11 protein-coding genes are annotated in these 12048 nt (G+C 71.9%); 7 read left to right on the forward strand and 4 right to left on the reverse strand.

Annotation, left to right across the window (positions count from 1 at the left end; translation table 11 throughout):
- Window positions 1–20 precede the first annotated feature (20 nt).
- On the reverse strand, window positions 21–1547 hold the full coding sequence (locus G4Z16_RS27620) for a pyridoxal phosphate-dependent decarboxylase family protein (RefSeq protein ID WP_197353324.1): 1527 nt from the start codon (window positions 1545–1547) through the stop codon (window positions 21–23).
- 133 nt (window positions 1548–1680) lie between these two features.
- Window positions 1681–3027, reverse strand: a complete 1347-nt coding sequence (locus G4Z16_RS27625; protein WP_197353325.1) for a DUF1015 family protein — start codon at window positions 3025–3027, stop codon at window positions 1681–1683.
- A gap of 114 nt (window positions 3028–3141) precedes the next feature.
- Between G4Z16_RS27625 and G4Z16_RS27630 the strand changes: the two genes are divergently transcribed.
- Window positions 3142–4188 (forward strand): HAD hydrolase-like protein, encoded by a 1047-nt coding sequence (locus G4Z16_RS27630; protein ID WP_197353326.1) that lies wholly within the window; start codon window positions 3142–3144, stop codon window positions 4186–4188.
- Window positions 4189–4345: 157 nt separating this feature from the next.
- On the opposite strand, the gene G4Z16_RS27635 is transcribed toward G4Z16_RS27630, so the two are convergent.
- Together G4Z16_RS27635 and G4Z16_RS27640 are read right to left on the reverse strand one after the other, a co-directional pair.
- A complete protein-coding gene (locus tag G4Z16_RS27635; RefSeq protein ID WP_197353327.1) occupies window positions 4346–5266 on the reverse strand; it encodes a siderophore-interacting protein in 921 nt (306 codons plus the stop codon).
- Window positions 5267–5459: 193 nt separating this feature from the next.
- On the reverse strand, window positions 5460–6491 hold the full coding sequence (locus G4Z16_RS27640) for an ABC transporter substrate-binding protein (RefSeq protein ID WP_197353328.1): 1032 nt from the start codon (window positions 6489–6491) through the stop codon (window positions 5460–5462).
- 302 nt (window positions 6492–6793) lie between these two features.
- Here G4Z16_RS27640 and G4Z16_RS27645 point away from each other — a divergent pair, with 302 nt between their 5' ends.
- The 6 genes from G4Z16_RS27645 to G4Z16_RS27670 all read left to right on the forward strand — a co-directional run bounded on the left by G4Z16_RS27645 (window position 6794) and on the right by G4Z16_RS27670 (window position 11994).
- On the forward strand, window positions 6794–7774 hold the full coding sequence (locus G4Z16_RS27645) for a FecCD family ABC transporter permease (RefSeq protein ID WP_197354959.1): 981 nt from the start codon (window positions 6794–6796) through the stop codon (window positions 7772–7774).
- The gene (locus G4Z16_RS27650) at window positions 7771–8802 is read left to right on the forward strand and encodes a FecCD family ABC transporter permease (RefSeq protein ID WP_197353329.1); all 1032 of its coding nucleotides are present in this window, start codon (window positions 7771–7773) and stop codon (window positions 8800–8802) included. The genes G4Z16_RS27645 and G4Z16_RS27650 overlap by 4 nt, the downstream gene beginning before the upstream one ends.
- Before the next feature lie 83 nt (window positions 8803–8885).
- Window positions 8886–9776 carry an ABC transporter ATP-binding protein gene (locus G4Z16_RS27655; RefSeq protein WP_246531099.1) on the forward strand — a complete coding sequence of 297 codons (891 nt, stop codon included), beginning with the start codon at window positions 8886–8888 and terminating at the stop codon, window positions 9774–9776.
- A 56-nt stretch (window positions 9777–9832) separates the two neighbouring features.
- Window positions 9833–10282 carry a hypothetical protein gene (locus G4Z16_RS27660; protein WP_197353330.1) on the forward strand — a complete coding sequence of 150 codons (450 nt, stop codon included), beginning with the start codon at window positions 9833–9835 and terminating at the stop codon, window positions 10280–10282.
- A gap of 3 nt (window positions 10283–10285) precedes the next feature.
- Entirely contained in the window at window positions 10286–11092 is an 807-nt protein-coding gene (locus tag G4Z16_RS27665) for a TlyA family RNA methyltransferase (RefSeq protein ID WP_197353331.1), read from the forward strand.
- On the forward strand, window positions 11089–11994 hold the full coding sequence (locus G4Z16_RS27670; protein ID WP_197353332.1) for an NAD kinase: 906 nt from the start codon (window positions 11089–11091) through the stop codon (window positions 11992–11994). Before G4Z16_RS27665 ends, G4Z16_RS27670 begins: the two co-directional genes overlap by 4 nt.
- The last annotated feature ends 54 nt before the right edge of the window (window positions 11995–12048 follow it).

Below are 12048 nucleotides of genomic sequence, written 5' to 3' on the forward strand. Positions count from 1 at the left end.
GGGTCTCCGGGGGCAGGCGGTCAGCTGGCGCGGGGGTGGACCGGTTCCGGGTCCGGGAGCTGGGCTTCGAGGCCGCCACGCCGTTCCGTGAAGCGGCGGCCCGCGTGCTCGGCGATGAGGTCGAGGACGGTGGCGATGTCGTCGAGGGAGGTCTCGGGGTTGAGCAGTGTGAACTTCAGGTAGTGACGTCCGTCGACGACGGTGGACGCGATGACTGCCTCGCCGGAAGCCGAAAGAGCGTGCCGGGCATGGAGGTTGACGTCGTCCGTGAGGGACTGGCCGGCCGGTGAGGGCGGCAGGTAGCGGAAGACGAGGGTGCTCAGCTGAGGCCGGGTGACGACCTCGAAGCGGGGGTCGTCGCGCAGCATCCGCCATGCGTCGGCCGCCCGGTCCACCACCTCGTCGAAGAGCTCACCGATGCCGGCCGCGCCCATGATGCGCAGCGTCAGCCACAGTTTGAGGGCGTCGAAGCGGCGCGTGGTCTGGATGGACTTGTCGACCAGATTGGGGATGTCGTTCTCGGCCATCCGCGCCGGGTTGAGATAGTCCGCGTGGTACGTGACATGGCGCAGCGTGGCCTGGTCGCGTACGAGCACGGCGCTCGAACTGACCGGCTGGAAGAAGGACTTGTGGTAGTCCACGGTGACCGAGTCGGCGCGCTCGATGCCCTCCAGCAGAGCGCGGCGCCGGGATACCAGCAGACCGCAGCCGTAGGCCGCGTCCACGTGCAGCCACGTGCCGAACTGCTCGCACAGGTCGGCGATTTCGGGCAGCGGGTCGATGCTGCCGAAGTCAGTGGTGCCGCCGGTGGCCACGACGGCCATCACCACCAGGTCCTCGCGCTCGCACCTCTCGAGTTCGGCCGCGAGGGCGGAGGTGCGCATCTTGCGGTCCTCGTCGCACGGTACGGCGACGACGGCGTCGGCTCCCAGGCCGAGCAGCGTGGCGGCCTTCTCGATGCTGAAGTGGCTGCACTCGGAGGTGAGGATGCGAAGCCGCGGCAGTATCTCCGGCTTCCGGAGCGGGGTGGGGGAGTTCTTCTCCACCAGGCGGCAGGCTTCGTCCCTTGCCAGCAGCAGGGCCTGCAGATTGGACTGCGTACCGCCGCTGGTGAAGATGCCGTCGGCGGCGGTGCCGAGGCCGATGCGCTCGGCGGTCCACTTGATCAGATGACGCTCGATCAGCGTGCCGCCCGCGCTCTGGTCCCAGGTGTCCATCGAGGAGTTGACGGCCGAGATCACTGCTTCACCCAGGACCGCCGGGATGACCACCGGGCAGTTGAGGTGCGCGAGATAGCGCGGGTGGTGGAAGTAGACGGCGTCGCGGAGGTAGACGCTCTCCAGTTCGTCGAGGGCTGCGGCCGGGTCACCCAGGGGCTCTTCCAGGTCGATGCCGTGGACGGCCGGGCCGAGTTGGGACGGGGTGACTCCGGTGAAGGGGCGCTCGGTGCGGGCGATCCTGTCGGCCACGCGGTCGACGCCTTCGGTGACGGAGCGCCGGTAGTGCTCCGCCGTCCCGTCGTTGAGCAGGTGTGACCTGCTGCTCATGAACTGTCCTCCCTGACGCGGGCATCGTCTTCATGCACCGCACGGAGAGTGCGGTGAGGTAAGGCTACCCTAACTATGCCGTGGTAAGGGCGGAGCGGGGTGGGTCACGAGCGTCACAGGGAGCGGGAAATCCTCAGGCGTCGTCACCGAGGACGCGGAGCACCAGACCGGTCGCCGGTTTCGGGCCGAAGGAGGTCGACTTGCGGGGCATCATCACGCCCTGCTCGGCGAGTTCACGTACGACTTCTTCCCGCACGGGCCTCATCAGAACCGCCGTTCCGCCCGCCCGGGCAGCCTTGCCGACGGCTGCGGCGGCGTCGTGGATGTAGCTGATCTCCTCCGGCAGGTCGGGCACCCGCCACACCTCGTCGAGCAGCACGGAGTGCAGCACGGTCGCGTCCAGGCGGCGCCACGACTCGGGACGGCCGGGACCGAGGGCCTCCAGCAGACGGGGAGCGGGGTCCTGCAGCAGATGGAAGCCGCCGCCGTCGGTGAGCAGGAAGGCGTTGCCGGGGGTCTCGTCCAGGGTGCGCAGCGCCTGAGGCAGCGGCACGGTCCCCAGGGCCCGTACGCGGAAGGCGCCTTCGGACTCGGCGGTATGCAGGGCCTGTTCGAGCGGCAGCCTGGGAAGCACCCGGTGGATGGCCTGCACCCGCAGCGGGTGGCGGACCGTGTCGACGAGCAGGACGAGGCCGTGGTCCCAGGGTGAACCGCAGGGCGCGGAGAGGCCGTTGGCGGATCCGGTGTCCTCGCCGGGGCCGCCGTTCTCGCTGCCTTCGCCGGTCTCTTCGAGTTTCCGGTGTTCGCCGCGGAGCCGGAGATATGTCGCCCAGCGGTGGTGCCCGTCCGCGATGAGAGCCCGGTGCCGGGACAAGTCGGCCTCGATCTCGGCGAGTTCGGTTGGATCGGTCAGGGACCACAGGCGGTGTGAGAAGCCGTCCTCGGTCGTCGTGGAGAGCAACGGTGCGCGGAGCGCTGCCCGTTCGATGACGGCTGTCGCACCGGTCACCGTGCCGTCGCCACGGTAGGAGAGGAGCAGCGGCTCCAGATTGGCCCCGGTGGCGCGCATCAGCGCCGCACGGTCCTCCACGATCTCGGCTATGACGCCCTCGTGCGGGAGCACGACGCCCTCCTCGGGCGCGGAGAGCCGCAGCGCACCGATGAGTCCGCGCTGAAGAAGGTCGCCGCGGCGCTGCTCGTAGACGTAGAGCGCCGGTCGGTGGTCCAGCGCCAGTACGCCCTCGGCACGCCAGGAACGCAGCGTCGCCGCGGCCTTGGCCTGCCTGTCGGCCGCCTCGGTGGCCTGCGGCAGGATCAGCCGGACGATGTTGTACGGGTCCGCCGTCTCCAGGTGGCGCAGTTCGTCGGGGCGGACCACCACGTCGTACGGCGGCGAGGTCACCGCGGCGAGGGAGCCGACCTTCCCGGGTGCGTAGCGCAGGCCGCGAAAAGGAGTGAGCCGGAGGCCGTCGGTGGTCATTACCGCATGCTATGCCGGACTCCGTCCCGGGGGCGGAGCGGCCCTGGCGGTGCGGGGCTGCATCATCGGGGGAGTCGGGTGAGGAGAGATCCGTTGCGAGGAGAGCGAGAGACGATGGCGGGCACTGTGCGTACGAGCCCTTCCGGAAGCGGCCGGGCCCTGCGGGAGGCGTACGACACGGCGCTGCTGGACCTGGACGGCGTGGTCTACGTCGCGGGCGATGCGGTGCCGCACGCCGTGCGGTCGTTGGAGGAGGCGCGGGAGGCCGGCATGCGGCTGGCGTATGTGACGAACAACGCCTCACGCACGCCGGAGGCCGTCGCGGCGCACCTGTGCGACCTGGGCGTCCCGGCGGACGCGAGCGACGTGATCACCTCGGCGCAGGCGGTGGCACGTCTCATCGCCGATCAGCATCCGCAGGGAGCGCGGGTACTGGCCGTCGGCGGCGAAGGTCTCCGGCAGGCGCTGCGCGAGCAGGGGATGAGCCTCGTCGGATCGGCGGACGACGAACCGGCCGTCGTCGCGCAGGGCTACGGCGGCCCGCAGCTGGAGTGGGGACGGCTCGGCGAGGCGGCGCTCGCCGTCGGAAGGGGCGCCGCGTGGTTCGCCTCGAACGCCGACGTCACCGTCCCCGGGGACCGGGGCATACTGCCCGGCAATGGCGCGGCCGTCGAGGTCGTCCGCATGGCGACCCGGTGGATGTGCGACGCTCCGGAGCCGCAGATCGCGGGGAAGCCGCGGCCGCCGATGCACCGGGAGACCATTCTCCGTACGGGGGCCAGGCGGCCCCTGGTCGTCGGCGACCGCCTGGACACCGACATCGAGGGCGCGCACGTCGGCGGCGTCGACTCCCTGCTCGTGCTGACCGGGGTGACCGACGCGGCGCAGCTGCTCGCCGCCCGGCCCGAGCACCGCCCGGCATACGTCGCCCGGGATCTGCGCGGACTGGCGCAGCCGCACCCGGAGTTGGGCGGCGATGCCGGGACCGGCTTCGGGTGCGGCGGCTGGACCGCCACGGCGGGCTCGGAGGAGTTCGTGCTCGAGGGCGAGGGCGAAGTACTCGACGGGCTGCGGGCGTTGTGCGCGGCGGCGTGGACCGCCGCGGGCGAGGGCAGTTGCTCGCTGGAGGCGGACAAGGCCCTTGCGCGGCTGGGACTTTGAGGAGAGCGACGCGGCCGGGACCTTGAGGAAGGGAAAGGGGCGGGACACAGAGGGCGCCGCCAGGGGCCCTTCCCTCCTGAAGCCTGCAGGCCATCCCGGGCCTGGCGTGCTCCCGAGCCTGGAGGAAGTCGCCCCGGCGGCGCCCTGGTCCTTCTCCTCAGTCGCTTCCGGCGGTCGCGGCGCCGGCCACGGCCTCCTCGACGAGCTGCTCCTCGCTGGTGTCCATCCGCCAGTAGCCGGTGAACTTCACCCTCTTGCGGTCGAATCCGCGCTCGCCGACCAGATGACGGCGCAGTGCCTTGACGGTTCCGGCCTCGCCCGCGATCCACGCGTACGGGGTGCCCTCGGGAAGGCGGGCAGAGGCGATGGACGCGAGATGGAAGTCGGTGCGGTTCTCGGTGGTGTTGTCCCGTACGAGCCAGGTGATGTCGGCGTCCGCGGCCGTCGGGAGCTCCTGGATGTCCTCGGCGTTCGGCACCTCGATCCACACCTTGGCCGGGGTGCCCGGCGCCAGCCACTCGAGGATTCCCGCGATCGCGGGCAGCGCCGTCTCGTCACCGCTGATCAGTACCCAGTCGGTACCGGGCGCCGGCCGGAAGTCGACACCGCCGTTGTCGTCCACGGTGGGGCCGAGGAGGGTGACCCGGTCGCCGGGGCGCGCGGTGGCGGCCCACCGGGAGGCCGGTCCCGCCGGTACGAAGCCGGCCGAGGCCGCCTCGGACGGATCACCGACGCCGTGCAGGGCGAAGTCGATGTCCAGCTCGTCCTGCGGGAAACGGCGCTGCTCCCGCACGGTGTAGGAGCGCATGATGCCGCGCACGGACGGGTCCATGGAACGCCAGACGGTGAACCACGCGTCGCCCGCGTCGGTCGGGACGACCGGCGCGTCCTGGCCCGGGTGCGGCAGGAAGAGTTTGAAGCGCTGGTCGCGCCCGCCGGAGGTGAAGTGCCGCAGCGACTCGCCCCCGAAGGTGATGCGCAGCATCGTCGGGCCCAGCCGGCGAGTCCGTACGACGTAGGTGTCGAAGAACTCGAACGGGATGGTGCGGGCGGGGGCTTCGGGGGCTGCGGTGCTCATGCTGCGGCTCTCCTCCCGGGCTGGGCCGTGCCGTGCGTGGGTGCTTGGGCTAGGGGGCTACTCCGGCCGCGGACGCGGCGGGCCGTGGAGCGTGTGAAGTGCGCCGCGTGTGCGGCGGATCGAGGTCCGGAACGGGATCCGGAACGTCGGGAGCGCGGCCGGGCGGCGGACCTGCCGCCGCCCGTACCGCCGCTCAGGTGGTCTTCTTCGCGTCCTCGATCGCCTTGGCGAGCTGCTCGAGGATCGGGGCCGCGCCCGCGTAGGAGAAGCGGGGCTCGGCGTCCCACGTGGTGACCTGGCCGTCCTTGACCGCGGGCAGGTCCGACCAGGTGGGCTTGGACTTGAGGGCGGCGGGCTGGAGAGCCTGCGTCCGGTTGTCCAGCATGATCACGTCGGCCTTGTACTTGTCGGCGTTCTCCCAGCTCAGCTCCTCGAAGAAGCCCTGCTTGCTGAGCTTCTTCGGTACGACGATGTCGACGCCGAGCTCCTTGAAGTACCGCAGGTCGGCGTTCGCTGAGGGGTCGGAGACATACATGAGGTCCGGGGCGCCGGAGGCGGCCATCACCTTGAGGCCGCCGCTCGACTTCGCCGCCTTGCGCAGCCTCTCGGAGGCCTTCTCGAAGCGGTCCTTGGCGTCGGTGACGCGCTTGGCCTTGAGGTCGGCGCCGAGCGACTCGGCGAGTTCGGCGAAGCGCTTGATGGTGTCCAGCATGGACGTCTCGGCGGTCTTCAGCGCCAGGGACGGGGCGAGCTTGAGGATCTTCCCCTTGCTCTCCTCCGGCACGTACCAGAGCGCGTCCTTGACGTACATGTTCGTCACCAGCAGGTCGGGACGGACCTTCGCGTACTTCTCGATGTCGAACTCGCCGAAGGCGTTGCCGATGACCTCCAGCTTCTTCACGTTCAGGTCGCCGGCCAACACGTCCGGCTCGCCGTTCTTCTTCTTCGTCGGGCCGAACACGCCGACGATCGCGTCGCCGGCGCCGAAGTCGTGCAGGGCCGCGGCGGTGCCGACGTAAGCGACGATGCGCTTCGGTGCGGCGTCGAGGCTGATCTTCTTCTTGCGGTCGTCCGTGAAGGACCAGGCGCCTCCGCCCTTGCCGGAGCCGGATTTCGAACCGCCGTCGTTGCCGCAGGCGGTGAGCAGAGCACCGAGTCCCACGGCACCGCCTGCGGCCAGCAGACCGCGGCGGGAGAGACTGGGGGACGCGGACGAATGGGGCATGACAGAGCCTTCTCTTCCTCGGTGTCTTTCGGGCGGCTGTGGCCGGGATGCGAGTTAGGTTAACCTAACCAAAGTCGTTGTTGTCCAGTGGCCGGGTGTCCCACGCCCCCGTCCCCGACCGGAGCCCGTACGTGACTCTCATCAAGTCCCGCCAGACATCGGGAAGTTCGGCGGCCGCAGGTCCCGGACAGGACGAAAGCCCCCCGCAGGAGGGGGAGTCCGTACGGACGGGAAGCGCCCGCAAGGACGAGCCGGCGGAACGGAGGGGTGACCCCGCCAAGGGCGGCGGCCGCACCGCCGTCGTGCTCCGCGCCGCCGGACTGCTGGGCGCCGCGGGCCTGTTGGTGCTCGTCCTCGCCCTGAGCATCGCCGTCGGGGCGAAGCAGCTCTCACCTGCGGAGGTGCTGAACGGCCTGACGGACCCCGCATCGGCGTCCTATTCGGTCGTCCACGAGATGCGCCTGCCGCGCACCGTCCTCGGGTTGCTCGCCGGAGCGGCCCTCGGGCTTGCGGGCGGCGTGATGCAGGCGCTGACCCGCAACCCGCTCGCGGATCCCGGCCTGCTCGGCATCAACGGCGGCGCCGCGGCGGCCGTGGTCACAGCGATCTCCTTCTTCGGAGTCTCGGGCTACACCGGCTACATCGGCTTCGCGTTCGCCGGCGCCGCGGCCGTCTCGGTGGCCGTGTACGCGGTGGGCGGCGGCCGGGGGGCGACGCCCGCGCGGCTCGCCCTCGCCGGTACGGCGCTGAACGCGGCGCTCATCTCCTATGTCAACGCCGTGCAGTTGCTGGACACGGCCTCGCTGGACCGCATGCGCTTCTGGACGGTCGGCTCGCTGGCCCGCGCGCAGGACGACACCAACCTCAAGGCGCTGCCGTTCGTGCTGGCAGGTGTCCTGCTGGCATTGGCGCTGGCCCGTCCGCTCAACGCGCTCGCGCTGGGCGAGGACGCGGCGCGCGCCCTCGGCTCACGTCCCGAACTCACGCGCGCCACAGCCATCGTGGCCGTGACGCTGCTGTGCGGTGCGGCGACGGCGGCCTGCGGCCCCATCGTCTTCGTCGGCCTGATGGTGCCGCACATGGTGCGCTCCCTGACGGGCCCGGACCTGCGCTGGCTGCTGCCCTACTGCGCGCTGCTGGCGCCGGTGCTGATGCTCGGCGCGGACGTTCTGGGGCGTGTGCTCGGGCGGCCCGCGGAGTTGCAGGTCGGCATCCTGACCGTGGTACTCGGAGGGCCGTTCTTCCTCTACTTCGTGCGGCGCCGGAGGGTGGCACAAGCGTGAGCGTGATACGTACCGCGGGCGGTTACTCCGTCAGCTTCCGCCCGCGAGCGGTACTGGCGGGCACGGCCTGTGCGGTGCTGGCCCTCGTCGTGGGCGTCTTCGCCATCGGCAGCGGCGAGTACCCGATGTCGCCCGCGGACGTGCTCCGCACGCTGGCAGGGCAGGGCGCACCGTCGGACGCCTTCATCGTGGGCGAGTTGCGGCTGCCGCGCACGGTGACGGCTCTCACGGTGGGTGCCGCGCTGGCACTGTCCGGCGCGGTCTTCCAGGCGGTGGTGCGCAATCCGCTCGGAAGCCCCGACGTGCTGGGCTTCACCCACGGCGCCGCGACCGGTGCGCTGACCGCCATCGTGATCGTCGGCGGTGGCAGCGCCGCGCTCGCGGGCGGTGCGATGCTCGGCGGCGTCATCACCGGCATCGCCGTGTACGGGCTGGCCTGGCGGGGAGGGCTGCACGGCTACCGGCTGGTGCTCGTCGGCATCGGCGTCGCCGCGATGCTCACCGGAGTCAACGGCTATCTCCTCACCAAGGCCCAGATCACCGAGGCCGGGCGCGCGGTGCTGTGGATGACGGGCAGCCTGGACGGGCGCGGCTGGGACGACGCGATGCCGCTGCTCGGGGCCATGGCGGTGCTGGTCCCGGTCGTACTGCTCGGGTGCGAACGAGCCCTGCGCATGATGGAGATGGGCGACGACGCGGCCGGTGCGCTGGGCGTACGGGTGGAGTGGGTGCGGCTCGTGCTGCTCGCTGCCGCGGTACTCCTGGTGGCCCTCGCGGCGGCTGCCGCCGGGCCCGTCGCCTTCGTGGCGCTGACGGCGCCGCAGCTGGCGAGGCGTCTGACGAAGTCGCCCGGACCGAACCTGCTGCCGTCGATGTGCATGGGTGCCGCGCTGCTGATCACCGCGGACTTCGCCGCCCAACGGGTGTTCGGGGGACGCGAGTTGCCAGTCGGCGTGGTCACCGGTGTCCTGGGCGGCGGCTATCTGGTGTGGCTGCTGGCGACCGAGCGCAGGGCGGGACGGATATGAGCGGCGAGAACGCGGCGGACGCGATGACGGGTGCGACGACGGATGCGACGACCGGTAGAGGCAACAGTGCGAGGACGGCGAGCGTGACCAGGCAGCAGACCCCGGAGGCTCCGCAGGAGGCGAAGGCACCGAAGTCCCCGCGATCCGAGGGCACTTCGGCGAGCGGCGCCCCCCGGCTCACCGGCGAGGACCTCACCCTCGCCTACGACCGGCGCACCGTCTCCGAGGGACTCACCGTCGCCGTGCCGGACAAGTCCTTCACGGTGGTCGTCGGCCCCAACGCGTGCGGAAAGTCGACGCTGTTGCGCGCCCTCTCCCGCATGCTCAGGCCCGCCGCCGGATCCGTACTGCTGGACGGCGCCGACATCGGCGGGATGCCCGCGAAGAAGCTGGCACGCACCCTCGGGCTGCTGCCGCAGTCGTCCGTCGCGCCCGACGGGATCACCGTCGCGGACCTCGTGGCGCGCGGCCGCTACCCGCACCAGAGCCTGCTGCGCCAGTGGTCGCGTGAGGACGAGCGGGTCGTGCGGGAGTCGATGGAGGCGACCGGCGTTGAGGACCTGGAGAGCCGCTTCGTCGACGAGCTCTCGGGCGGCCAGCGGCAGCGCGTGTGGATCGCCATGGCGCTCGCGCAGCAGACGCCGCTGCTGCTCCTGGACGAGCCGACCACGTATCTCGACATCGCCCACCAGATCGAGGTCCTCGACCTGTGCGCCCGGCTGCACGAGGAGGAGGGCCGCACACTCGTGGCGGTGCTGCACGACCTCAACCACGCGGCGCGCTACGCCACACACCTCATCGCGATGTGCGGCGGCGAAGTCGTCGCGGAGGGCGCCCCGGGCGACGTCGTCACCGCGCGCCTCGTGGAGGAGGTCTTCGGCATGCCGTGCAGGGTGATCGAGGATCCCGAGTCGGGGACGCCGCTGGTCGTCCCGGCCGCGCGGTCGCGAGCGCGCGCGGCGCGGGGCACCTGAGCCCGCACGCACGGGCCGGACCCGCGGCGTGCGCCTGAAGCGGTAGCGTCAGGGGCATGAGCGAGTCGATGCCGGGCGCACTGCCGGCGCAGCAGGACGCGGACCCCGCAGAGGCGGCGGACGCCACGGGACCTGCGGAACAAGCGGAATCCGCCGGAGAAGAGACGCCCCACCCCCCGGGGGCCCTCGCGGCGGCGGAGTACGCGGACGCGGACGAGGCCGCGCAGCCCGGGGAAGCGGAGGAAGAGGACGACGGGCCGCGCCCGCTGGGGCTGCGCGTCGAGCCGACGGGGCACGCCCCCGTGGACGTCCAGCTGAGACGCCTGGAGGACGCCGACCGTCTCGCGGTCTCGGGCCACCTCGAGGTGTACGAGGACGTGCACCGCGGGCTGCGCGAGGCGCTGGCCGGGCTCGACCGGCACGCCGCCCCCTCACCCGCGTCCGGCCCTGCCTCCGCCCACGGTCCGGGCCGTCCCGTGCCGGGGCCTCAGTACCCCCGGAGCTGACAGTTGCCCCGACGCCGACTCGACGCGGAACTGGTGCGCCGCAATCTGGCCCGTTCGCGCGAGCACGCCAGCCAGCTGATCGCCGCGGGACGGGTCACCGTCGGCGGCAACATCGCCGCGAAGTCCGCCACGCAGGTGGAGACCAGCGCCGCCGTCGTCGTACGCGCCGACGACTCCGACCCTGAGTACGTCTCGCGCGGCGGCCACAAACTCGCGGGCGCACTCGAGGTGTTCGGGCCGCTCGGCCTGCGCACCAAGGACCGCCGCGCCCTGGACGCCGGCGCCTCGACGGGCGGCTTCACCGACGTACTGCTGCGCGCCGGCGTCGCCGAGGTCGTGGCCGTGGACGTCGGCTACGGGCAGCTCGCGTGGTCGTTGCAGAGCGACGAACGCGTCACCGTCAAGGACCGCACGAACGTACGGGAGTTGACGCTGGACGACGTGGACGGCACCCCGGTGGACCTCGTCGTGGGAGACCTGTCCTTCATCCCCCTCGGGCTGGTGCTCCCCGCCCTCGTGCGGTGCTCCGCGCCGGACGCCGACCTGGTGCTCATGGTCAAGCCGCAGTTCGAGGTCGGCAGGGAACGGCTGGGCAGCGGCGGCGTGGTGCGCGGCGCCGAGCTGCGCACGGAGGCCGTCCTCGGGGTCGCCGGCCACGCCGCACGGCTGGGCCTCGGCGCGCTGGGGGTGACGGCGAGTCCGCTGCCGGGGCCGTCCGGCAACGTCGAATACTTTCTTTGGCTGCGCGCCGGTGCACCCGGGATCGACGCGTCCGATGTCGAGCGAGCTGTGGCGGAGGGTCCGAAATGACGACAGCCGGTGACGCCCGTACGGTCTTCCTGCTCGCCCACACAGGCCGCGGAGCAGCCGTACGCAGCGCCGAACTGGTCGTACAGGGCCTGCTGCGCAAGGACATCGGCGTGCGGGTGCTGGAGGAGGAGGCCGGCGCCCTGCCGCTGCCCGATTCCGTGCGCACGGTGCCGTCCACGGAGGACGCGGTCGAGGGCTGCGAGCTGATCATCGTGCTCGGCGGCGACGGGACGCTGCTGCGCGGCGCCGAGTTCGCCCGCGCCTCCGGCGTGCCGATGCTGGGCGTCAACCTGGGACGGGTCGGGTTCCTCGCGGAGGCCGAGCGCGACGACCTGGAAGAGGTCGTGCACCGGGTCGTCACCCGGGGCTACGAGGTGGAGGAGCGCATGACGCTCGACGTCCTCGTGCGCACCGACGGACGGATCGTGCACCGCGACTGGGCCATCAACGAGGCGTCCGTGGAGAAGGCCTCCCGTGAGCGGATTCTGGAGGTCGTCACCGAGGTCGACAACCGTCCCGTCTCCCGGTTCGGCGGCGACGGTGTCGTGTGCGCCACACCCACCGGCTCCACGGCCTATGCCTTCTCCGCCGGCGGTCCCGTGGTCTGGCCCGAGGTCGAGGCGCTGCTGATGGTGCCGATCAGCGCGCACGCGCTCTTCGCCAAGCCGCTCGTGACGGCGCCGGAGTCGGTGCTCGCCGTGGAGGTGCAGCCGCAGACGCCGCACGGCGTGATGTGGTGCGACGGGAGACGCAGCGTCGAACTCCCCGCGGGTGCGCGCGTGGAGGTGCGCAGAGGATCCGTGCCGGTCAGGCTGGCACGTCTGCACCACGCGTCGTTCACGGACCGGCTCGTCGCCAAGTTCGCGCTGCCGGTGGCGGGTTGGCGCGGCGCGCCGCACTGACGCGCGCCGCCTCCCACGACCGGGCGACCACCCCTTCCGGGCCTGGGGTGGGGG

Origin of the sequence: Streptomyces bathyalis (assembly GCF_015910445.1) — a bacterium.
GTDB classification, from domain to species: domain Bacteria; phylum Actinomycetota; class Actinomycetes; order Streptomycetales; family Streptomycetaceae; genus Streptomyces; species Streptomyces bathyalis.